Raw genomic sequence first — 22737 nt, 5'->3', positions numbered from 1 at the left:
CGGTTTGGTTTTTCACGCCCTTACCGCTGACGCGCTTTGCGCAAACGCCAACTAAGAAGCAAAAGAGTCATACCGAAGATCGCAGCATGGAAACCCAATACCCAGCCCGCGGCCAGAAATGATTCGATCGGGCGGGTAAAAAACATCCATAGGATGATCGCACCGAGGAGCACGGAAAGCAGCCCGCTGAGGGCAAGCCAGATCTCGCCCTTGATTTCCCGGCGCAGACGAACGGCGGCGGATATCTCCAGCATACCGGTGAAAATTGCCCAGAATGCCACGCTTACCCACAAGAAATAGGCCAACGCCAAAGTGGCAGCCAGAGGGGCAACTACCACAACGACACCGGTGAGTATGCCGACGATGCCGCTGAACAACAGCCAGCCCCAGCGCTGCTTTTGCCGCATTTGCCGCACCGCTGCAACCAGGTTGAACGCACCATTGACCAAAGAAAATGCGCCGAACACTATCGTCATGGCGAACAAAGCCGAGTGTGGCATCCAGAATGCGAGGACTGCAAAAATCAACGCGAATATGCCGCGCAGCGCAAACAACCACCAATTTTGGGTCAGTGAACACACGGCATCGGCAGGGTTATCCGCATTCGAATCGGCGATGGTATTTGCATTCATGCGATATCTCCTTGATGGATCATGAGATCAGGAAAATCAAGCCTTCATGGCGAAGAGAGGGGCTATTCGCCCCTCTCTTGCGGTTTTAGAACAGCTTTGACAGTCTCGCCTTGATTTCATCGAGCCAGCCTTTTCCGCTCCCGCCTCCGGCCGTCTTTTCCTTGACTTTCTTGAGTTCAGAGTACAGGGGCTCAAAGTCCTTCTTTTTACCATAGCCCAGCAGTTCTGCCATTTCCAACTGCTGCCGGGCTTCGTTTAACAAGTCCTGCAGGCGTTCACCGGACGCCTCGCTGCGCTGGCCATCTTCTGTCAAGGTCTCGGCGCGCTTGACGAGCAGTTTGGCGCGCAGGATGGGCAGCGGGATGACGCTGAGTGTCTCGACGAGCGTGCCGAGCGCCAACTGCAGCGCGGCCTTGGCCTCTTCGATCTTGCCCTGATCGATCAGCGGCACGACGGATTTCACGGCTGCCGGGTAAGTCGCCAGAGGGATGTTGGTGACCGCAATCACGATTTCGCTGGCCAGCAATGCCAACACGCGACGAGCGCGTTGCACCTCGCCATGTTTGAGGGCATCCAGCGCCTCGTCAGTCATCGCCTCAACGGTTTCCGTGTTGGCGAACAAGTCGTGCACGATGGTGCGCACATCAACGGGGGCCAGGGCGAGCGTGGGTTCGCGTGCAACGATCAGCTCCAGCTTTCCCGTCACTTCGGCCAGCGTTGCCAGTGCTCGCGCGGATTCTTTTTCGTCCAGGGCCGCCAGCGCTGATTTGGTCAGCGCCAAGGCCGAGACGGCCTCATCGAGGACTTGTTTACGTTTGTCTGCCGCTTGCGAGTCCGTTTCCTTCTGAACCTCAGGCTGTACCTCCGTGACGACTTCAGGCTTGGGCTCTGGTCTGGCAGGAAGGCTGCTTACCGCGGCCTGTTCGTTCGTGCCTTCGTTGATCGCGTTGGGATTCGATGTTTGCTCATTCATGGTGATATGCCTCGTATGAGATAGTGAAAATAGGGGAATCTATTGGGGCCTACTGCGAATATCGCGAGACTGACCGATGGAGCAGTCGGCCCCTTCATCACCTCAAAACAGCTTTTGGATGCGCGTCTTCAACTCGTCGAACCATCCATTGCCGCTTTTGCCACCAGCCGACTTTTGCTCAATGGACTTCACCTGATCGAAGATGGGTTTGAAGTCCTCCTTCTTGCCATAACCCAGGATTTGCGCCAGCTCGATCTCCGTGCGCACGGACGACAGCAAGGTGCTGAGCTCCTCGTTCTGCTTGGCATCGCGCTTGTCAGTCTCGGCCAGCTTTTCAGCTTTTGCTATCGCGGCCTCGGCCCGTAGCACGGGCAGAGGGAGTACAACTTGGATGACCACCAGCGTGTTCAGTGCTCGGGCGAGCTCTGCTTTGGCTTCGTCGATCTTGCCGCTGTCGACGAGCCGTGCAGCCGACTTGATCGCTGCCGGGTACGTTGCCATGGGCAGGTTGTCGGTTTCGATCACGATTTCGCTGGCCAGATTGGCAACGATGGGCCGGGCCTTTTGCACCTCGCCATCACCCAACAACTCCCGAGACAACTTGACCGCTTTCTTTACCGATTCCACGTTGGCGTGGATATCATGGGTGATGACGCGTACATCGACCGGCGCCAAAGCAAGTTTGGCGTCGCGTGCCAATACCAGTTCCAGCTTTCCGGTGGCCAGTTCCAGCGCAGCGAGCGCCTCCTTGGTCTTATTTGCATCAAGGAGGGTCAAAGCCTCCTGGGTCTTGGTGAGCGCCGTGATGGCGTCCTGAGTGAGCTCGGAACGCTTTTTTTCGGCTTCCTGGGCGGCCTTGTCGTCTACTTGTGGCTGCGCCGCCTTGGGTGCGACAGAGGGCGCTGCAGCGCTTGGACTTGCCGCCGATTGGGCCAAAACCGGTCCACTCAGTCCGATGCAGACCGCCAGGGCAAGTGCGGAACGGATGTATTGGGGCTGTTTGATATTCATGATGTTGGACTCCAATTGAAGTTAATTGACTGAAATTTCAATCTGCTTCGGCTTGGCTTGCTCGGCCTTGACAAGCCGCACTTCCAGCACGCCGTCTTTCATCGAAGCCGTCACCTTGGTCGGATCAACGTTGTCAGGTAAGACAAAGCTGCGCACAAAGCGGCCATACGCACGTTCGATGCGGTGGAATTTCTTGCCCTGCTCCTCTTTTTCCAGTTTGCGCTCGCCGCTGATGGTGAGTACGCCGTTTTCCGCGCTGACGCGCACGGCATCCTTGGGGACCTCCGGCAGATCCAGTTTGAGGAGGAATGCGTTCTCATCCTCGCTGATGTCCACCATTGGTGCCCAGTCCGCCGTGGTCATGGCTTCGTTGCCGGTACGGGCGCCCTGTCGCTGGGGGGGCCGTCCCAACATCGTCGCCAGGCGGTTTTGCAATTCATCCAGTTCCCGGAAGGGGTCCCACGGAGTCAATGCAGACATATCGGTTCTCCTTGAACAATGCCGGCGAATTGGATGACGCACCGAACAGAGCCGCCGGCGCACTCTGAATAGCGCCTGCTACTTTTCGTTTCCATCAAGAACAAGTCCTTGGGTCAATTGAAGGATCACGACAGCCTCCCCATGACTCAAGATTCGCCGCCCGCTGACTTTTTCTTGCGCGCAGGCTTGCTCGCGTCGCTCGGCGGCGTCTCGGCCACGTTCGCGACATCGGGCTTCTCAGGCTCGGCCGGCTTTGCGGGTGGCTCCTGGCGCTCGAAGACCACCCGTTCGGCCTTGTCGTCCCAGCGTGCGCTGGCGTGATCGCCCTTGCCGATTCCGCCGCCGAGCATCTCGCGTGCCAGCGCGGTTTCCAGCTCGCTGCGGATCAGGCGCTTGAGTTCACGCGCACCGAACTCGGGCTTGTAGCCTTCCTCCGCGAAGTGGTCGATCAAGGTCTGATCGAAGGTCAGCGTCACGCCCTGGCTGGCGGCGTTGCGGGCCACACGATCGAGCTGCAGGCCGACGATATGGCGGATCTCCTCCTTGCCCAGCGCATGGAAGACGATGATCTCGTCGATGCGGTTGATGAACTCGGGGCGGAAGTGTCCGCGCAGCACGTCCATCACCTCGGACTTGGTCTTCTCGTATTCCTCGCCGGCGGCGCTACGGGCCTTCAGCCGACGCTGGATGATGTCCGAGCCCAAGTTCGAGGTGGCGATGATGATGGTATTGGTGAAATCCACCACCCGGCCCTTGCCGTCGGTGAGCCGCCCGTCGTCGAACACCTGCAGCAGGATGTTGTAGACGTCGGGGTGAGCCTTCTCGATCTCGTCCAGCAGCAACACGCTGTAGGGCTTGCGACGCACCTTCTCGGTGAGCTGGCCGCCCTCGTCATAGCCCACATAACCCGGAGGCGCGCCCACCAGGCGTGCCACGGTATGGCGTTCCCCGTACTCGGACATGTCGATGCGCAGCAGCGCACCTTCATCGCCATAGATGGACTCGGCCAGCGCCTTGGCGAGCTCGGTCTTGCCCACGCCGGTCGGCCCGAGGAACAGAAAAGTCGCCACCGGCTTGCCGCCTTCGCGCAGCCCCGCGCGCGACAACCGCACGGCATCGGCCACCGCGCGCACCGCTTCGTCCTGGCCCACCAGGCGCTCGTGCAGCCGCTGTTCCAGATGCAACAGCTTCTCGCGTTCTTCCACCGTCAGCTCGTTGACCGGAATGCCGGTCAGGCGCGAGACGATCTGCGCGACATGCTCGGCCTTGACTTCGGCGCTGCCCGAGGCGCGCTCGCGCTCCCAATCTTCGATGAGCTTCTTGAGTTCGGCCTCTTTTGCCTCGATACGCTTGCCCAGCTCGGCGGCCTTGTCGTACTGCTTGCGCGAGGCCATGTAGTCCTGCTCACGCCGCAACTGGTGCAGTTCGGACTCCAGCTCTTGTACGGCCACTGGGCGAGCCGTGGCCGACAGCTTCACGCGTGCGGCCGCCTGGTCAAGCAGGTCGATGGCCTTGTCAGGCAAAAAGCGCGCGGTGATGTAGCGGTCCGACAACTCGGCGGCGGCGATGATCGCATCCTCGGTGATGCTGACCTTGTGGTGCGCCTCGAAGGTGTCGCGCAGGCCGCGCAGGATCATCATGGTCTGCGCTACCGTCGGCTCGGGCACCATCACCGGCTGGAAACGACGCTCCAGCGCGGCGTCCTTCTCGATGTACTTCTGATACTCGTTGAGCGTGGTGGCGCCGATCAGGTTCAGCTCGCCGCGCGCCATCATCGGCTTGAACACGTTGGCCACGTCCAGCCCGCCTTCGCCGCCACCCTGGCCGGCACCGACGATGGTGTGCACTTCATCGATGAAGAGAATCATCTCGCCCTGGTGCTCGGTCACTTCCTTGAGCACCTTCTGCACGCGCTCCTCGAACTCGCCGCGATACTTGGCGCCGGCCACCATGGCGTTGATGTTGAGTTCCACCAGACGCTTGTCGCGCAGCGTCTCGGGCACTTCGCCGGCGACCATCCGCTGCGCCAGTCCTTCGACAATGGCGGTCTTGCCGACGCCGGGCTCACCGATCAACACCGGGTTGTTTTTCTTGCGCCGGGCCAGCACCTCGATGGTGGTCTCGATCTCCTGCGCACGGCCGATGACCGGATCGAGCTTGCCCTCGCGCGCCATCTTGGTGAGGTCGCGCGAATACTTGTCGAGTTCTGGCGTGTTGGTCGGCGTCTCGGCGCGGCCATCCTCGGCGCCTTTGCCGACCACCTTGCTGACCTGTTGGCGCAGCGCCTGCGGCGTCAGGCCGTAGCGGCGTAGCAGGTTGGCGGCCAGCCCTTCGCCTTCCTCGGTCAGACCGATCAGGAAATGCTCCGGACCGACATAGGAATGGCCGAGTTCATTGGAGGCCACGAAGGCGCGGCTGAGCGCATCCTTCACGCGCGGCGACACGCCGATCTCGCCCTCGAACGGCTTGTCCCCGCGCTTGGCCTCGGACTCGATCTGCCGCTTGAGGTCATCGACCTTGATTTTGAACTGACCCAGGATGGTCTTGACCACGTCGCTGTCGGCCAGCGCCAGCAGCAGATGTTCGGTATCCACCTCGGAGCGGCCAAATTCGGCAGCGTGTTTGGCGGCCTCTTGCAGCAGGGCTTCCGACTGTTCGCTGATGCGGCTGGCCAGCCCACTGCCGCGCCGGCGCGGTGCACCCGAACCTGCGGCGGCGGGTTCGCCAAACACGGCATCGACCACGTCATCGGTATCGGCGGCAAAGGGCGTCGCGTCGTCGCCGATGCGGAAGAAGTCACTGCCGAGGAAGTCCTCGAACAGGCCGCTGCGCGAGCCGAACAAGGCTTCCAGCGGCGAGACGGTGCGCTTTTGCTGGCGCACCAGTTGGCGGTAATGGTCGTCGCACAACAGCATGGTGCTGTGACGCCCGTCGAGATTGGCTTCCACCCGCACGGTGGCGGGTTGGCCGCAGACCTGGCATTGTTTTCTGGTCATGCTGATGCTCCTGAGAAGGTTGACAAGGTTGAGGCGACGAGGCATCGCGAGCCGCGACACCTCGTCTCGTACCGGGTTTTTCTTGTGACGAACGAGCCGGCGACGTCAGCTGTTGATCGGGATCGAACGTCCCTGCTTCGGCGCGCTGACCTCGCGCTTGTCGATCGTGACCGTGAGCACCCCGTTCTTGAACGATGCCTTGATCGAATCCTGATCGGCGTCGTCAGGCAGGTTCAAGGCGCGGTGAAAGCTGCCGTAGGTGCGCTCCACACGGTGGAAGCCACCTTCCTTCTTCTCCTGTTCCTGGCGCTTCTCGCCACGCACCACCAGCACGTCGTTGTCGAGGGTGATCTGGATGTCCTTTTCCTCGACACCGGGCACTTCCAGGGCAATCTTGTACTGCTTGTCGGTTTCCTGGATGTCCAGGGCCGGCTTCAGCATGCCCGACCAATCGGATGGCAGCCGCGGCATGGCCAGCGCCGGAAAACCGAAGCCCCGGAACGCGTCATCGAACAGCCGGTCGATCTCGCGATGCAGTTGCAGGATCGGGCTGACTGGCCCGCTCGCCGCTGGCAGGTCATTGCGCTGCACCGGCAGGGAAGAGGCGGTCTGCTGCTCTTGCTGCTCGTTCTTGAACCAGTTCCAGGGAGCCAACTTCTTGAAATCGATGTCCATGTCATACCTCCAGAAAAATTGAAAAACGAGTTACTCAAGCCCTTTGCCTGCTGCGACGGGCAGTGCGCCCAGGCGACACGGGCTGCTCGGATGACTTCTGCTGTTCACGCTTGCGCATCACCTCCTTCTTTGCTCCGGCTCGGGTCTGATCATTGATCCACTGATCGATTTCACTTTGACGAAACCGCCACGTCCCGCCCACCTTGAAAGCCGGAATTTCCCCGTGCGCGGCGAGCCGATAAAGCGTCCGCTTGCCGACTTTCAAGTACGCAGCCAATTCATCGAGCGTGAAAATCACCTGTAGGTGCGCTTTCATCTCACCCTCTCCAATCGCGTCGCTTTGCGGTTCCGGCCAAGGAAATCCTTGCAAGACTTTGCAAGATATTGCGCTTACCAGGACAAACTTCAAGAGTCAATGTACAGCGATCTCCCGCCCCATTGATGCAGGTCAACTGCTCAGGCCAACGTGCGGAATTGCCCAGTCGTCGCTGCGGATCGCGTTCCAGAGTCGGGCCGAAACACTTCCGTTGCCCCAGACAGCGTAGTTCAACAGTATCCGTCCGGCCAACACACCTTCCCGACACCGCCGCCGAAGGCCATGGCCCATCAAGCGGATTTTCCATGCCCCCTCAGCGCCGTACCTACAGCAAATCTTTCAAGGCCCAGGTCATTCAGGAGTGTTCTGAACCCGGTGCCTCCATCGCAAACATCGCCTTGGGCTACAGCCTCAATGCCAACCTCGTCCACAAATGGATTCGGCTGCATACCCAGAAAACCACGGCTATCCAGCCAGCGTTCATCCCGTTGCCTTCTCAAATGCTCGGCGCGGGATCGCATGCTCAAGTGCGCTGCTGCGATCATGAGTTTGATCCAGTCGGCCCGTAATAATGGGCACGATCCGTATGCCTATCTCAAGGATGTGCTGACACGGTTGCCGACGCAGCGGGCGAGTGAGATTGCAGAGCTGCTGCCGCATAGGTGGCATCCGGCATAGTCGCGCAAGACGGTTTGCCCGCACGCTTACGTTCAACAGCTCAAGCACCGTCCGCCCTTCGCGGGATCGTTGCCGCCAGAGCCACACGCCGAACTTTTCCACCTTGTCGTCGCCGGCCTGCGGTCAGTCAGGCAAGCCCAGGTGCTCGTTTTCCTGCTTGATCGCGTGGTCTCGGATCGCGTGCACCCGGGAAACGGCATCCACGAACTGCCACCATCTCTTAGCTTGGCGGGGTCAAGCCAGCCGGGATGCCCGGACGGTTACGCTGGTCCGCGCCCAGTTGCAGCACCAAGGTCGGCCGCAGTGATGAAGCGGGTCTTGATGCCGCACTGCGCCGCCCGATAGCGCAGTGCGATGGCCAGATGCGTCTTGCCGACTCCCAAGGGGCCTATATCGCCTTGGCACGGCTCCGGGCAGTTTCGGGGAGGCTGCACGCAGTGCGCGACAAGATGTATCGCAGCCGAACTGCGGTGTATTCTGCAATCAGCCTAGGGCCGCGCGTATCCGCTGCTTCCAGTCGAACACCCGGGCATGGTTGGCCCCAGGTGAGCTTTCTTTCGGGTGATGCACAGAGTGCAAAGGCTCACAGTACTTCGCCATGGTGCCTGGCCAACGCAACGAGCCTTTCACTGTCTCCCTCAAGATCCTGTCTATGCATTTTCCTGCCTCAACACCTGCTTTGAAGCCCATGATCCGCGTTGACATGGTCTTCCGGTTGTCTGAGGTATCTATTTCTAGAAGGTAGCGTTGATCGCCGTTTTGCAGCTTGAACCTTGCCAGCAGATAGCAGCGTGATTTTTCGTGATCAATCAGGGGGGCATAGAGAAAACGGAAAAAATCGTACGATAAGCCCTGCTGACAGCCTGCAAGCCCTTAGGTTGTGTAGTCGGTGTCCGAATGGGGTATGCCTCAACCTGGCGTCAGACCGGACGACCGAAGTACGTCAAGATAGGGGCTATTTCGGCTTTTCCTGACGTTTCCCTACAAACCTCTATGACTTCAACCTGACAGGCCACGGCTTCAGGCTGCTTGGTTGTCATTGGGTTTATCAAAACTTGAAGAAGTGGCGGGCTGCCGCTATTAGTTAAGATTCACTCAACACAAGGACGCGACGATGATTCAGAGATTTGTTGTTGTTCCTGCGATCCCCATCGAAACAGGATCGATTCGTAATGGAACTCGCTTTCACTCCACTACAGTTCCTGGCGGGTTTGATATTTATGACAATCAAGATAAGCAGCGATTGCAGTTCACCTACCCGACACAGATAGAAGCAGATGCTGAATGCGAAAGACTGAACATGGAGCACTATCAAACCTCTATGACAACACCTACCGGCATCAGCTCACCATGATCTAGTCGTTCTCTGCTCAACGGTGTGGACTGAAAACAAAAGCCCCGGCATCTTGACGGGGCTTTTGTTGAGGGGATCTGATCCTTCAGCTCCCACGATTGTAGTCAAGAAATGAAAGGCAAACCGAGCAAGTGCAAACACTCTGACAGAGACATGCCCGAACTTTGCGGGTCACAGGGCCTATCGTACGATTTTTTCCGTTTTCTCTATGCACCCCTTCTCTGTACCCCCGATTGAACATAGGGTGCGTTACCCGCAACGCGAGCCGGTGTGACCCCGCCGCTGTGCGTGTTCGGCCTCGCCGAAACGGCTCTCGTAAACCAAGCCCCGGCCAAAAGCGCGCCGGGTCTTGGCCCTTCGGGCTTCGATCCTCACGCCTTCGCCCGTCCCGGGCTGCGCGCTCCGCTTGCACCAGGTCAACGTCCCCCACTCTTTATATCGATACAGGGAAAAAGCCGATAGCCCGGGCGATGCAACAGCCCGCGTCCTGGATCTGCGCACGACTCAGGAAATCACCCTGCAGTTATCCACCGCCCGGGCAAGAAACCTCCCGGCCCGTGGATAACTGCATCGCTCGCTCTGGCCTCTGACGGGCCCCGCTCGCTGGGCGATTTTTCATGCGCTGGCCATTGCATCGGAATGCCTTCGGCGACCAAAGGGGTGCCCCCCTTGGATCCGCAAGTTGGAATGGTTCGGGCTTCGCCCGCGATCTGCGCGGGCCTATTCGCCGCTCTCAGCCGCCACCTCTGGCGGGACTTCGACCAGCTCTTTCGAGTCCACAAACGGGACTGCGCACTCAATACATTGAATCCGACCGCTAAGCCCCGGTTTGCCCCATAGATTCAGGTGGCAACTCGGACAGGTGTACTTGCGCTTGTTCTTCGGGTCTTCCTTGCCAGGATCTGGCTGCAGCAAACCCGCCGAGGTCAGCGCCGATATATCTATCGTCGGATCTTCCGGCGTACCTGGCACCGGCTCGCCGCCAGGCCCGTAGAGCAGCACTGCCGACATAGGAACCCGTTTGGTTACCACGTCGATCCAGGACAACATGCGGCCCTGTTCGATCAGTTCCTTGCTGGAAAGATCGAACGGCCCGCCCTCGATGATGTAGTGCGTCATCTGCTGGCCATGACGTTTCCCGCCAGGCTCGCCGGTGTCGGACGGCATCAGCCCGATGGACTGCATTTTGTTCGCCCATTCCGCGTTGTGATACCCGGATCGGGAGCGCTTGCCGAAATGGGCCTGCCACTGGTGGACTTGCTCATGTGCCAGTGTGGATAGGGTCTGCTCTACGCGACGGTGCGCGAAATATGCAGGGTTCAGCGCAATCTCATCGCTCTTTCCTTCGCCGTTCCGGCGAAGAAAGCGCGACTCAGAGTAGTACCCGAACGTGTTGCTTTTGCGCTGCAACGTGAACAGACAGCCAGGGAGTTGGCCATCAAACAGCACCTCGTTGAAGTACGCATAGGCGCCTTCGATTTCTTCGTACAGTTCCTGACTGGCAGTTGCGGTCATGTGTCCTCCTTTTCTCGCACGCGAGAAATCCCCCCTGGCCTGATCGCCTACGGGGGGAGGGTTGTGGCAATACGGAAAGTTTATCCTGTATCGTACGATACAGGATAAACCCCAATAAAAGGGGGCGCCCCCCTTACATTGTTGCCAGTCGATACCCGATGAAAGCACCCACGGCACCGGCGACAATCGCTGATACCAACGCCGTAAGCGTGAACGCCAAGAACCAACGGCGCAGCCCTCCGGCTGCTAGGATCAGCGGCGCCGAACTGCGGTTCAGCTCGTTACCGATCCTGGCGGCGGCCTCACGGCCAGCCTGCAGCAACGCCACCTGCTGGGTTTCCATCATTGACTCGAAGTTCAACCGCGTCTGCAGCAACGCCTTGGCCGCGCCGTCCTTGATCGCCTGGTCCAGTTTCGCCCCCAGTTCGCCGTCCACTTCTTCGAGACGGCGCACCAGGGCGTCAATGTCTTCCATCATCTGAACCGCCAACGCTTCGCGGGCGGTTGTCGGATCCTTGCCCATCGCCGTTACTTCCCTTTCCCGAACAGCGCCGCGTACACGTCATCGAGGTTCTTCCAGGCCGACTTAGCCAGGCGCTGAACCGATATCATCCGTATGGCGTGCTCCTTGTCTTCTTCGGTCTTCGCGTCTTTCAACTGCTCACGGTACGGCGTGGTGTCTTTCACGACCTCGGAAATGTTTTTCTTGAACGCACGCAGCCGCTCGAACACCTCGTTGGAATAGATCACCGCGTCAGGGTTGAGGGTGAATTTCTTCTCCAGCTTGTGAAAGCCGAACACCGCCGAGAAGGTTTGCGGCAGGTCGTCTGCATCGTCAATCTGCACCTTGTTGAACACGACCAGGATTCGCTTGGCTGGTACGCCAAGCGCCGATAGCGTCTTGATCGTGTTGATCGTGTCGGCCTGCTGCTTCTTCTCGCTGACCGTGGGCACCAGGAAGTAATCGAACTCTTCCTGCGAGCCAGCGAACTGCCCCATGTACTTGAAGAAGTCTTCGACGTTCGAGGCTCCCACGTCGACCACAGCTTTGCTCTCGACCATCAGCCATTCTTGCAGCTCGCCGAACTGACGCCCCTTCATACGCTCGATCTCGGCGGCAGTGTCAGAAGCCCCCGCGTTGATTGTCTCGATGGCGAAGCGCGGCGCGTCCATCCGGGGCGACAACAACTGATCAGATACAGTCGTCTTGCCGGTGTTGCCGCTGAAATTCACTACGGCGATTTTACTCATGTGCGTCTCCTTCTGCTTGGGCTCGCACTCTCGTAGCGAGCCAGTTCTGAGGCGTTCACATCATCCCCAGGGTTCATGATCTTGCTCAATTCGTTCGGCGCCATTATTGGCGCCGGTAGATCCTGACTTTCCGTCTTTGTATCGCACGATACAATTTCCAGCTTTTCGGCGGTTGCCTCTGGCACTACCGCAGCTGACTGCGAATTTGGCACATTTGCCGGTGCTTCGACCGTTCCGGCCTTGACCGACTTGCGATACCGATACAGGTAACTTTTCAGCGTCTCCATGCTGATCTCGATCCCCTGCTCCTTGAGCACATTCAGGATCGCTTGGCGTCTAACTCCCGCCTTCAATTGCTGCTCGATAATCGGCATCACCTGGCGTATTTGTGCCGCCTTGGTTTCCGGTTCAACTGCCTGCAATGCAGTCGCTAGGTCTAGCTTTGCCATATTGCACCCTATATGCACCTTATTGCTCTCTTTGTGCATCCTACTTACCCCCTACACATAGTCAAGCTAAACCCTTCCTGCATCCATTGTGCAGCCTTACAGCACCCACCTTGCACCCTACCTGTACCCTCTTCTACGGTCTTCGACCTAAATGATGGATACGCCCTTAACAAGAGCATAATTTTTGATCCTTAACAGGATCAAAATCTTAATACACATCACGCACCTCCCTAGCGGGAGGTCAGCCCAGCATATACAGTGCTTCCAGTGGGTTTTGCCTGAATGCACATGTGATACAGATGTATTACAAATATACAATATGGACCATATTTTAATAGTGTTCTGTGTATTACATTTGTTATACATGAACTCGAAGACCTGGACCCCTCCATTTCAAGGGGGGATTTTGACCGCCATGAGGGGGCAATGTGGGGAAGACCGTACCGATACGTTTGAACGATGAGCAGCTGGCCAGGGTCGAGGAATCGGCTGCTTTGGCAGGCTACAAACACCTGTCCACCTACATGCGTGATCGTCTGCTTGAGCCGTCCAAAGTGGACAGCCACCAGGGCGGAATCGACCAGTGGGCAGACCAACAACGAATCATGAGTTTGCTCGAATCACTCGACCAGGCGCAGGCCACTAACCGAACCATTCTGGCCATCGTGGTCTACCTGCTACGACAGAACAGCACGCAAGGAAAGCTCAGCGAGCTGCGTGCCGAACTGTCCGCATTGGGGAGCAACGAGGAAGCATTAGCCGCTCTGTTGCCCGAGTTGGCTAAGGACATTGAACGTCTATCAGGAGAGGACTAGTGCACAAACAAGAAGTCGATAGCGCAATATTGACGGCGGGGATTGCTCTGCCAATCGCCGGTTGGGTCGGCGGCGCCTACCTGGCGCAGATGCCGTTTACACCATTCCCCGGCGCCTTCCGCGAGACATTGCACCAGACACTGCAGAACCCAATCATGGCCGGATGCACGGTGGCCACCTCCGTGGTGGCCGGTGCCCTGGTCTACTACCTCAATGAGTATTGCGACGATGGGTTCCGTGGCGAACGGTTCATTGAGCATTTGCGCGGTTCTCGCATGCGAAATTGGCACTACGTGGACAGCAAAGTCCGTAGACGTAACGCCCAAACCAACCGTGAACGCCGCAAAAGTGGGCTGGAAAACATCGAACCGATCATGGTCGGCAAAGTGCCGATGCCACTGCACCTTGAAGATCGAAACACCATGATTTGCGCGTCCATCGGTGCCGGTAAGTCCGTCACCATGGAAAGCATGATGGTCTCGGCGTTGAAGCGTAACGACAAGATGGCCGTTGTCGATCCCAACGGCACCTTTTACTCAAAGTTCAGTTTCAAAGGCGATGTGATTCTCAACCCCTTCGATGCTCGGTCAGCAGGTTGGACGGTGTTCAACGAGATCAAGGGTGTTCACGACTTCGACCGTATGGCGAAATCCATCATCCCGCCGCAGGTGGATCCAGGTGATGAACAGTGGTGCGCGTATGCCCGTGACGTACTGGCCGACACCATGCGTAAGCTCAAGGAAACCAACAACCCGAACCAGGACACGCTGGTAAACCTGCTGGTTCGGGAGGATGGGGACACCATTCGGGCGTTCTTGGCCAACACCGACTCCGAGGGCTATTTCCGCGACAACGCTGAAAAGGCGATTGCCAGTATTCAGTTCATGATGAACAAGTACATTCGCCCGCTGCGCTTCATGACCAAGGGTAGTTTCTCGATCCATAAGTGGGTGACAGACCCGAATGCGGGCAATCTGTTTATCACCTGGCGGGAGGACATGCGCTCGACCATGCAGCCATTGGTGGCCATGTGGATTGATACGATCTGCGCGACCATCCTCAGCTATGAGCCCATGACCGGGAAACGTCTCTGGATGTTCCTGGACGAGCTGCAGTCGCTGGGCAAACTCGAATCGTTCGTGCCAGCAGCCACCAAAGGCCGGAAACACGGCCTTCGTATGGTTGCCAGTCTGCAGGACTGGTCGCAGTTGATCACCAGCTATGGCCAACACGATGCAGAAACGGTGCTGTCTTGCTTCCGTAATTACGTGATTCTTGCCGCATCCAACGCACAAACCTCGGACAAGGCCAGCGAGATCCTTGGCCAGCAGGAAGTCAGGCGTATGCGTGTCTCTTTCAGCAACGGCCGCAGCAACCGCTCGCCAGAGATCAAGAAAGAGCCCGTGGTCATGGACTCCGAAATCTCAAATTTGAAAGACCTTGAGGCTTATCTGAAATTCGGTGAGGACTTCCCTATCACCAAAATCAAGCTGCCCTATGTGAATCACAAAGAGAGAGCGCAGGGAATAGTCGTTGCCGGTCAGGCTGCGTAACGGAGGTTGCATGCTCAACGTCACGCCGATTCGAGGAAACAACCAGTACGCTGCAGCACGTTATTTCTCTGCTGCAGACGACTACTACGCCAAGGAAACACCCGGCGAGTGGCAAGGCGAAGGTGCCGAACGGCTCGGCCTGGTCGGCCCCGTCGATCAGCTGCAACTGGCCAAACTGCTTGATGGCAAGTTGCCGAACGGCGAGCGGATCCACACCACGTTCAATGCCGAAACCAACAAGCGGCGCATGGGCTTGGACATGACATTCTCGGCGCCGAAATCGGTGTCGATGCAAGCACTCGTCGCCGGCGACAAAAATGTCACCCTGGCTCACGACCGGGCGGTGGCCAAGGCCATGCACCACGTCGAAAAGCTCGCCCAGGCACGGCGCAAGGTACAGGGCAAGTTCCTGCGCGAACGCACGGGGAACATGGTCATTGGCAAGTTTCGCCACGAAATGAGTCGCGGCAAGGATCCCCAACTGCACACCCATGCGGTGATCATGAACATGACGCAGCGCGCCGATGGTAAATGGCGTGCCTTGTTCAACGACGATATTTTCAAGGTTCAGCATGAAGTTGACGCCATGTACAAGGGCCAACTGGCCTTGGAGCTGCGCGAGCTGGGCTACGAGATCCGCGTACTCGATGGCAAAGGCAACTTCGAGCTGAATCACATTTCACGGGAACAGATCGAAGCATTCTCCAGCCGCAGCAAAGTCATTGAAGAAGCGTTGGCCAAGGACGGGAAAACCCGGGCCGACGCGACCACTCTGGAAAAACAAGTTATCTCAATGGCCACCAGGCCGCACAAAGACGAGCGCGACCACGATCTGGTGAAACAGTATTGGGTGACGAAAAGCCGCGAGTTAGGGATCGACTACGGCCCACAAAGCCGATTGGATGGCCGCGAGTATGGTGAATCAGGCCCAGCGTCAGGCGCTGGCCGCGTTCCATCTGATCCCAATCTACCCGCAGGGCTGACACCGGCCCAAGCCGTTGTGCAATACGCAATCAATCACCTGACCGAGCGTGAACAGGTTGTTACCCAGTTGGACCTGTTGACCGTGGCGCTCCAGCGTTCGGTAGGGTTGGCCGGGCCTGACCAGGTACGGGCCGAAATAGCCCGGCTGGTACAACAAGGTACGCTCATAGAGTCAGCACCGGCCTACTCAATGGCACAGCCCACGGAAAACGCGCCCGTGTTGTCGCCTGCAGGTTGGCAAGCTCACCTGCAGGAGTTGAAAGGCTGGACGGACAAGCAGGCAAAACAGTACGTGGCCACCGCCATCGAGCGCGGTTCATTGGTGCCAACCGAGAAGCGCTACACCACACAGAAAGGCTTGAAGCGCGAGAAAGCCATCCTTGCCATTGAGCGCACTGGCCGGGGCCAGGTGACGCCGCTCATGTCCCAGGAGCAGGTCGCTAAAGCACTTGAAGGATCAACCCTCACCGCTGGCCAACGGCAAGCCGTCGAGACCATCGTCAGCACGGAGAATCGGTTTGTCGGCATTCAGGGTGATGCTGGTACGGGCAAAACCTACTCCGTTGAGCGGGCCGTGCAACTGCTCACATCCGTCAACGAGGCAATGAGTTACGGCAAGACAGAGGATCAACTCGGCTATCGAATCCTCGCATTGGCGCCGTATGGGAACCAAGTTGCCGCACTCAAAAACGAGGGGATGGACGCTCATACCCTGGCCAGCTTTTTCAACACCAAAGACAAGACCCTGGACGAAAGGACTATCATTGTTCTCGACGAGGCCGGTGTCGTCGGCGCTCGCCAGATGGAACAGCTCATGCGGCTGGTGGAAAAGTCCGGGGCCCGCCTTGTTCAGCTGGGCGATACCAAACAGACCGAGGCCATCGAGGCGGGAAAACCATTCGCCCAGCTCCAGCAGAACGGCATGCAAACCGCCCGGATCAAGGAGATCCAGCGGCAGAAAGACCCCGAGTTGAAATTAGCCGTCGAGCACGCCGCCGATGGCAATACTCCCAAGTCGCTGCAGCACATCAAGCACATTGAGGAACTGCGCAACCCTATCGATCGACATCAAGCGATCGTCAACGACTACATGCAACTGACTGACCAGGAGCGTAGAGAGGTATTGATCGTTGCCGGTACAAACAAAGACCGCAAAGAGATCAACACTTTGGCGCGCAAGGCATTGGGCCTTGAGGGCCGGGGGGCGAAGTTCGACACGTTGAACCGCGTTGATATGACTCAGGCAGAGCGGCGCTACGCACCGACCTACCAGCAAGGAATGGTCATTCAGCCGGAGAAAGACTACAAAAAAGCGGGCTTGGTTCGTGGCGAGAACTACACCGTCAAACAGGCGTTACCGGGAAACATCCTTGTCGTGACCGGTGCCGATGGCCAGAGCCGTCAGATCAACTCGCGACAGGTTACAAAGCTCAGCGTCTACAAGGCAGAGCGCCCGGAGCTGTCCATTGGCGACCTGGTACGCATCACCCGCAACACGCCATCACTCGACCTCACCAACGGCGACCGGATGCGAGTTATCAGCACAGCCAACGGCATGATCGAGCTGGCTTCGACCAGAGAGCGCGACGGAAAGCCGGAGCGCGTGGTGAAGCTGCCATCGAACAAACCGCTGCACCTGGAACACGCTTATTCCGCGACTGTTCACAGTGCGCAGGGCCTAACCAATGATCGCGTGATGATCTCCGTGAACACCAAGAGCCGTACCACTTCGCTAAATCTGTTCTACGTGGCCATCAGTCGGGCGCGGTTGGAAGCGAGGATCTACACCGATGCTATCGCCGGTTTGCCGGGTTCTATTGCCAAGCGCTACGACAAAACCACGGCACTGGCGCTGCAAAAAGAGCGGGACGCCCAGCGCCTGCAGAAAGCGCACGCCCCGAAAACGGTTGTGGATGGGCCAAAAACCGAGCGAGCTTTGGAACGCGAAAAACGCATGCGGCCCAACAGCCCAAGCGGCGGCATACCAAATTAGTGAACTTTGCCTTATCTCGGCATGCCCCCTATTACCGTGCCATCCGCTCGGCTTTCGCGGTATTGCACAGCGCCACCGAGCATGTGCGCGAGAAGTCCGTCATGCGCCAGGTGACCATCAGCTTGATTCCGCTGTTTGGCATCAACCTGTTCATTCCGAGGCTGGTCGAGTTCCTGGCGCAAAACCCGGAACTGGACATCAACGTCACCTACGCAAACCACCGCAGCTATTCCAGCGAACCAGCCACTGGCCGGGCAATCACAGCGAGCCGCTGATCTCGGGTGCCGTCTCGCCCTATTGCAGCCGCGAATTCCTTCAGCGCCACGCCCCCATCGACTCGCCCCAGGCCTTGAGCCAACTGCCGTTGCTGCACGACGAAGAACGCGGCACCTGGGCCGAATGGTTTCAAGTCGCCGAGGTCAAGCACGCCAGTGCGCTCAATGGCTTGCTGCTCGAAGACGGGCAACTGGCGCTGACCGGCCTGGGTTGCTCGCTGCTGCGCGAGCCGTTGGTGGCGCCGATGTCGCCAGCGGCGAACTGGTAAAGCTGTTCGACCTGCACGTGGATGACGGCCGCCAGTACTACCTGTGCCGGCGCTCCAACAGCGAACTGTCCGACGAAAACCTGAGCTCAAGCGCAGCCTAGTGACGGCTACGCCAGCAACCGCTGATTGATCACCATTTGCTCACGCCCGCGCGCCACAATCCAACGGTGGAAGTCGCGGCAGTGGGCCTTGTCGAACGCGCCCTTGGCACCCACCAAAAAATACGCCGACGGCAAGGGCAAGGCCCGGGCAAACGGCCTGATCAAACGCCCATCTGACAACGCATCAGCCACCATTGAGTATTGCGCCAGTACCACACCCTGCCCCGCCAATGCGGCCTGGATTGCCATGGCAGACAAGGAATACACGCGGTAGCCATCGCGAATGCTTTCGCAGTCCACCTGTTGGGCCTTGAACCAGTCACGCCACGAAGGCGGCGAGGCAAACTTCGGTAGCCAGTCGATGGACAGCAGCGGATATGCCAGCAGGTCTGCCGGTTTGTTGAGCAGCACATCAGGCCGCAACAACCAAGGGCTGCACACCGGCACCACGCAATCGCGAAACAGTTCGATGGCGTTTTCCGTGGCCACGTAGTCGCCGTAGGTGAAGCGAAAATCGATGTCGTAGCCCTCTGGCGAAGGTTCGGCGTGACTGCCATCGAGAAACAAATTGAGTTCCGGGTGCTCGTCCTGCCAGGCATAGATGTGCGGTGCCAACCAATCCGACAGCAATGACGGCAAAGCGCTGATGCGCAGGTTGCTGGCGTTTTTCGACCGCTCGACCTCGACCTGGGCGATGCGCAGGCTCTCGAATGCCGCTGCGCAGCTATCGTGATAACGCTGGCCGGCGGCGGTCAGGCGAATACGCTTGCCGACCTTCAAGGTCAGGCTCAAGCCCAGGGTGTCTTCCAGCAGTTTCATTTGTTGGCTGACGGCACCGGCCGAGATACCCAGACGCTTGGCGGCCTCGACAATGCCGCCGAAACGTCCCACGGCTTCAAAAACCTGCAGCGCGCGCAGGGAAGGCAAGCTGTTCATCATCATCTCCATAGCAATCGACGGTTTTATACTTTAGCTGAGCTATAGCAAGCCACAATTTTCGACATTTTTTGTATATGAAAAGCCTCGTATTCTGGCTTTGGCGGGTATTTACCTGTCCCGGTCAGGAGACGCCCCATGTTGTTACGCAAGACCCGATACGGTGCAGCCTCTGATGTAACCATGCGTACCAAAAAACCATAGTGGCCCGGCGACTCAGCCACCCCGGGCTTATCAGCACCGCGAAAAACAGCACCTTGCAGGCATTTTCCGTGAATTGGCCTGCATTTTGCATTAAATGTATATACAGGTACTATCATATAAAGATTTTTCTGTAATACATCGTTAGCGTTCGATCCGTCAGACAAAGGAAAAACAACAATGAAAAAATTTGTACTCGCCACCGTCTTTGCATTGGCTTCCACCGGCGTCCTGGCCAAGGATTTAAGCGTCATTCGCTTTGGCGTCGATCCGACCTTCGCTCCGTTCGAATCGAAAAACCCCGACGGTCAACTGGTGGGCTTTGACATCGACCTGGGCAACGCCATTTGCGCCGAGCTGAAGGTCAAGTGCGTGTGGGTGGAAAACGCATTCGACAGCATCATCCCGGCGCTGCGGGCGAAAAAGTTCGATGCCGTGTTGTCGGCAATGACCATCAACGACCAGCGCAAAAAAAACGTGGACTTCTCCGACCGTCTCTATAACTCCCCCAACCGTTTGATCGCGAAAAAGGACAGCGGTCTGCTGCCTACGCCAGAATCCCTGAAAGGCAAGCGCGTCGGCGTAGCCCAAGGCACTACCCAAGAGACGTACGTCAAAAAAATCTGGGCGCCTAAAGGGGTGATCATGGTCACCTACCCCAATCAGGACTTGCTGTATCCGGACCTGGTCAGCGGCCGTATCGACGCCAGCCTGACCGATGCCGCCGTGGCCGAACTGGGTTTTTTGCAAACGCCTAAGAACACCGGTTTCGCCTTCGCCGGCGACGCTGTGTACAACCAGGAACTGCTGGGCGAAGGCATTGCCATCGGCCTGCGCAAGAACGAGCCGCAGCTGATGGAAGCCATCAACCGGGCACTGGCCGAAATGCACAAGAACGGCACCTACGACACCATCCAGAAGAAGTACTTCACCTTCGACATCTACAACTAAAAGCCCTGCGCTTGACCGGTGCCGGAACGCTCGCGGCTTGGTGATCCGGCGCCTTGCCCATCCATTTCGCGCAAGGGCCGGCCCCCGGGCCGCCCTTGCCAACGGAGAGACAGAACATGCTTTTACAGGGCTATGGTTCGCTCATTCTCGAAGGTACGTTGGCGACCATCCAGCTGGCACTGATGTCCATGGTACTGGCCGTCACGCTGGGCCTGATCGGCGCATCAGCCAAACTATCGAAACAACCGCTGCTGCGTCACCTGGCCGCCGGCTACACCACGCTGATTCGCAGCGTGCCGGACCTGGTGATCATGTTGTTGCTGTTCTTCAGCCTGCAGATCTGGCTGAACAACCTGACTGAATGGCTGGACACCGAACAGATTGACATCAACCCCTTCGCGGCCGGGGTGCTGACCCTGGGTTTCATCTACGGTGCCTATTTCACCGAGACCTTCCGCGGCGCTTTTCAGTCCGTGCCAGCCGGCCAGTTGGAAGCTGCCGTGGCCTACGGCATGAATCGTCGGCAGGTGTTTGTGCGGGTGCTGTTTCCACAAATGATGCGCTTCGCCCTACCGGGAATCGGCAACAACTGGCAGGTGTTGATCAAGGCCACGGCGCTGGTGTCGATCATTGGTTTGATCGATATCGTCAAAGTCACCCAGGACGCGGGCAAGAACTCCATGGACCTGTTTTTCTTCAGCGTGGTCGGCGGCCTGATCTACCTGGCCCTGACCACCGTTTCCAACGGCGTGCTGATGTGGCTTGAACGCCGCTACTCGGTGGGCGTCAGAGGTGCGCAGCTATGATCGATATCGTCCAGGAGTACTGGAAAGCCTACCTTTGGTTTGACGGCTACCAACTCTCAGGCGTGGCCATGACCCTCTGGCTGCTAGTCGCTTCCATCGCCATCGGCGGCACCCTGGCCGTGCCGCTGGCCGTGGCACGAGTCTCGTCCAATCCGCTGCTGCGCATGCCCGTATGGTTCTACACCTACGTGTTTCGCGGCACGCCGTTGTATATCCAACTGCTAATCCTCTACACCGGGATCTACAGCTTGCAAGTGGTGCGCGACCAACCGACCCTCGATGCGTTTTTTCGCGAGGGCATGAACTGCACCCTGCTGGCCTTTGCCCTCAACACGTGCGCCTACACCACGGAGATTTTCGCCGGCGCCATCCGCGCCACGCCCTATGGCGAGATCGAAGCAGGCCGCGCCTATGGCATGTCCACCTTCACCCTGTACCGGCGAATCATCCTGCCCTCGGCATTGCGCCGTTCGCTGCCGTACTACAGCAACGAAGTGATCCTGATGCTGCACTCCACCACTCTCGCCTTCACCGCCACCGTGCCCGATCTATTGAAGGTCGCTCGCGACGTCAACTCTGCGACCTACTCCTCGTTCGAAGCCTTCGGCCTGGCGGCGGTGCTGTACGCGCTGATGGTGTTTACCCTGGTCTGGCTGTTTCGTCGCTGCGAAGTGCGCTGGCTGGCCTTCTTGCAACCGCAGGCGCATTGAGTGACCGTCCTTTTGGAGACATCGAACATGTATAAGCTAAGCGTAGATGAGCTGCACAAGAAATACGGCGACCACGAAGTACTCAAGGGCGTATCGCTCAAGGCCAAAGCTGGCGACGTAATCAGCATCATTGGCTCCAGCGGCTCGGGCAAAAGCACCTTCCTGCGTTGCATCAACTTCCTGGAACAGCCGTGCGCCGGAACCATCACGGTAAACAACGAGCAAATCCGCACCAAACAGGATCTCAACGGCGCGCTGCGGGTGGCCGACCCGCGTCAGCTGCAAAAAGTGCGCACCAAACTGGCGATGGTGTTCCAGCACTTCAACCTGTGGCAGCACATGACCGTGCTGGAGAACATCATCGAAGCACCGGTGCATGTGCTGGGCGTCAAGCGCAAGGACGCAGAGGCACGCGCGCGGCAGTACCTGCATAAAGTCGGTCTGGACCCGAGCGTTGAGAAAAAATACCCGTCCCACCTGTCCGGCGGCCAGCAGCAAAGGGTCGCCATTGCCCGTGCCTTGGCCATGGAACCGGAAGTGATGTTGTTCGACGAACCCACTTCCGCGCTGGATCCGGAACTGGTGGGCGAGGTGCTGAAAGTGATGCAGGCCCTGGCCGAGGAAGGTCGCACCATGGTCGTGGTCACCCACGAGATGGGGTTTGCGCGCAACGTCTCCAACCATGTGATGTTCCTGCACCAAGGCCGGGTTGAAGAGCAAGGTCCGCCGGGTGAAGTGCTGGTCAGTCCGCAAAGCGAGCGCTTGACCCAGTTCCTCTCCGGCCGCCTGAAGTAACCCCATTTCGACAGGAGA

The 22737-nt window shown here is 58.4% G+C and carries 22 protein-coding genes and 3 pseudogenes; 11 read left to right on the top strand and 14 right to left on the bottom strand.

From position 1 onward, the window contains the following. Positions 1–20 precede the first annotated feature (20 nt). From HBN61_RS19395 to HBN61_RS19365, 7 genes are all read right to left on the bottom strand, one after another. A complete protein-coding gene (locus HBN61_RS19395; protein WP_000993372.1) occupies positions 21–632 on the bottom strand; it encodes an HdeD family acid-resistance protein in 612 nt (203 codons plus the stop codon). Positions 633–717: 85 nt separating this feature from the next. After that, positions 718–1605: a YfdX family protein gene (locus tag HBN61_RS19390; RefSeq protein WP_016782891.1), complete on the bottom strand. Its 888-nt coding sequence runs from the start codon at positions 1603–1605 to the stop codon at positions 718–720. 102 nt (positions 1606–1707) lie between these two features. Next, positions 1708–2616 (bottom strand): heat resistance protein YfdX1, encoded by a 909-nt coding sequence (yfdX1, locus tag HBN61_RS19385; RefSeq protein WP_016782890.1) that lies wholly within the window; start codon positions 2614–2616, stop codon positions 1708–1710. A gap of 21 nt (positions 2617–2637) precedes the next feature. Further along, positions 2638–3096, bottom strand: a complete 459-nt coding sequence (hsp20-GI, locus tag HBN61_RS19380; RefSeq protein ID WP_016782889.1) for a small heat shock protein sHSP20-GI — start codon at positions 3094–3096, stop codon at positions 2638–2640. Positions 3097–3242: 146 nt separating this feature from the next. Further along, positions 3243–6092, bottom strand: a complete 2850-nt coding sequence (gene clpK, locus HBN61_RS19375) for a heat shock survival AAA family ATPase ClpK (protein ID WP_095008723.1) — start codon at positions 6090–6092, stop codon at positions 3243–3245. 105 nt (positions 6093–6197) lie between these two features. Continuing rightward, on the bottom strand, positions 6198–6767 hold the full coding sequence (hsp20, locus tag HBN61_RS19370) for a small heat shock protein sHSP20 (RefSeq protein WP_034113504.1): 570 nt from the start codon (positions 6765–6767) through the stop codon (positions 6198–6200). A gap of 34 nt (positions 6768–6801) precedes the next feature. Next, entirely contained in the window at positions 6802–7083 is a 282-nt protein-coding gene (locus HBN61_RS19365; protein ID WP_016782886.1) for a helix-turn-helix domain-containing protein, read from the bottom strand. 305 nt (positions 7084–7388) lie between these two features. On the opposite strand from HBN61_RS19365, the gene HBN61_RS19360 reads away from it, so the two are divergent. Both HBN61_RS19360 and HBN61_RS19355 read left to right on the top strand, forming a co-directional pair. Further along, complete coding sequence (locus tag HBN61_RS19360; RefSeq protein ID WP_001446199.1) at positions 7389–7652, top strand: transposase; 264 nt, start codon at positions 7389–7391, stop codon at positions 7650–7652. Further along, a pseudogene (locus tag HBN61_RS19355) lies at positions 7609–7761 on the top strand (transposase domain-containing protein); the annotation flags it as partial. The gene HBN61_RS19360 and the pseudogene HBN61_RS19355, both read left to right, overlap by 44 nt. A 290-nt stretch (positions 7762–8051) precedes the next feature. Here the strand turns inward: HBN61_RS19355 and HBN61_RS19350 are convergent. After that, a pseudogene (locus tag HBN61_RS19350) lies at positions 8052–8153 on the bottom strand (ATP-binding protein); the annotation flags it as partial. 91 nt (positions 8154–8244) lie between these two features. Continuing rightward, entirely contained in the window at positions 8245–8571 is a 327-nt protein-coding gene (locus HBN61_RS19345; RefSeq protein WP_257011529.1) for a Tn7-like element transposition protein TnsE, read from the bottom strand. A gap of 304 nt (positions 8572–8875) precedes the next feature. On the opposite strand from HBN61_RS19345, the gene HBN61_RS19340 reads away from it, so the two are divergent. Beyond that, entirely contained in the window at positions 8876–9115 is a 240-nt protein-coding gene (locus HBN61_RS19340) for a hypothetical protein (protein ID WP_081791613.1), read from the top strand. A gap of 720 nt (positions 9116–9835) precedes the next feature. Here HBN61_RS19340 and HBN61_RS19335 read toward each other — a convergent pair. The 4 genes from HBN61_RS19335 to HBN61_RS19320 form a co-directional block, all read right to left on the bottom strand. Further along, complete coding sequence (locus HBN61_RS19335) at positions 9836–10630, bottom strand: SprT-like domain-containing protein (RefSeq protein WP_048377547.1); 795 nt, start codon at positions 10628–10630, stop codon at positions 9836–9838. A gap of 133 nt (positions 10631–10763) precedes the next feature. Further along, positions 10764–11153: a hypothetical protein gene (locus HBN61_RS19330; protein ID WP_048377548.1), complete on the bottom strand. Its 390-nt coding sequence runs from the start codon at positions 11151–11153 to the stop codon at positions 10764–10766. A gap of 5 nt (positions 11154–11158) precedes the next feature. Next, positions 11159–11881 carry a StbB family protein gene (stbB, locus tag HBN61_RS19325; RefSeq protein WP_048377549.1) on the bottom strand — a complete coding sequence of 241 codons (723 nt, stop codon included), beginning with the start codon at positions 11879–11881 and terminating at the stop codon, positions 11159–11161. Further along, the gene (locus tag HBN61_RS19320; protein WP_170047649.1) at positions 11878–12330 is read right to left on the bottom strand and encodes a conjugal transfer protein TraD; all 453 of its coding nucleotides are present in this window, start codon (positions 12328–12330) and stop codon (positions 11878–11880) included. Before HBN61_RS19320 ends, stbB begins: the two co-directional genes overlap by 4 nt. A gap of 428 nt (positions 12331–12758) precedes the next feature. Here HBN61_RS19320 and HBN61_RS19315 point away from each other — a divergent pair, with 428 nt between their 5' ends. The 4 genes and pseudogenes from HBN61_RS19315 to HBN61_RS19300 all read left to right on the top strand — a co-directional run. After that, positions 12759–13145: a hypothetical protein gene (locus tag HBN61_RS19315; protein ID WP_048377551.1), complete on the top strand. Its 387-nt coding sequence runs from the start codon at positions 12759–12761 to the stop codon at positions 13143–13145. Continuing rightward, on the top strand, positions 13145–14698 hold the full coding sequence (locus HBN61_RS19310) for a type IV secretion system DNA-binding domain-containing protein (protein ID WP_048377552.1): 1554 nt from the start codon (positions 13145–13147) through the stop codon (positions 14696–14698). The genes HBN61_RS19315 and HBN61_RS19310 overlap by 1 nt, the downstream gene beginning before the upstream one ends. Before the next feature lie 10 nt (positions 14699–14708). Beyond that, positions 14709–17675 carry a MobF family relaxase gene (gene mobF, locus HBN61_RS19305; protein ID WP_048377553.1) on the top strand — a complete coding sequence of 989 codons (2967 nt, stop codon included), beginning with the start codon at positions 14709–14711 and terminating at the stop codon, positions 17673–17675. A gap of 29 nt (positions 17676–17704) precedes the next feature. Next, positions 17705–18320: pseudogene (locus HBN61_RS19300) on the top strand (LysR substrate-binding domain-containing protein); the annotation flags it as partial. A 6-nt stretch (positions 18321–18326) separates the two neighbouring features. On the opposite strand, the gene HBN61_RS19295 reads toward HBN61_RS19300, so the two are convergent. Beyond that, complete coding sequence (locus HBN61_RS19295; protein ID WP_009682420.1) at positions 18327–19256, bottom strand: LysR substrate-binding domain-containing protein; 930 nt, start codon at positions 19254–19256, stop codon at positions 18327–18329. A gap of 381 nt (positions 19257–19637) precedes the next feature. Here HBN61_RS19295 and HBN61_RS19290 point away from each other — a divergent pair, with 381 nt between their 5' ends. The 4 genes from HBN61_RS19290 (at position 19638) to HBN61_RS19275 (ending at position 22719) form a co-directional block, all read left to right on the top strand. Further along, the gene (locus tag HBN61_RS19290; protein WP_009682421.1) at positions 19638–20408 is read left to right on the top strand and encodes an ABC transporter substrate-binding protein; all 771 of its coding nucleotides are present in this window, start codon (positions 19638–19640) and stop codon (positions 20406–20408) included. 116 nt (positions 20409–20524) lie between these two features. Beyond that, positions 20525–21214: an ABC transporter permease gene (locus HBN61_RS19285; protein WP_009682422.1), complete on the top strand. Its 690-nt coding sequence runs from the start codon at positions 20525–20527 to the stop codon at positions 21212–21214. Beyond that, positions 21211–21924 carry an ABC transporter permease gene (locus HBN61_RS19280; protein ID WP_009682423.1) on the top strand — a complete coding sequence of 238 codons (714 nt, stop codon included), beginning with the start codon at positions 21211–21213 and terminating at the stop codon, positions 21922–21924. The genes HBN61_RS19285 and HBN61_RS19280 overlap by 4 nt, the downstream gene beginning before the upstream one ends. Before the next feature lie 27 nt (positions 21925–21951). Next, complete coding sequence (locus HBN61_RS19275) at positions 21952–22719, top strand: ABC transporter ATP-binding protein (RefSeq protein ID WP_009682424.1); 768 nt, start codon at positions 21952–21954, stop codon at positions 22717–22719. Positions 22720–22737 lie beyond the last annotated feature (18 nt).

The sequence above is a fragment of the Pseudomonas sp. WS 5071 genome (genome assembly GCF_012985765.1).
Taxonomy (GTDB): domain Bacteria; phylum Pseudomonadota; class Gammaproteobacteria; order Pseudomonadales; family Pseudomonadaceae; genus Aquipseudomonas; species Aquipseudomonas lundensis_A.
Note: the sequence above shows the minus strand (reverse complement) of the source record. Positions and strands in the feature narration are given on the sequence as shown.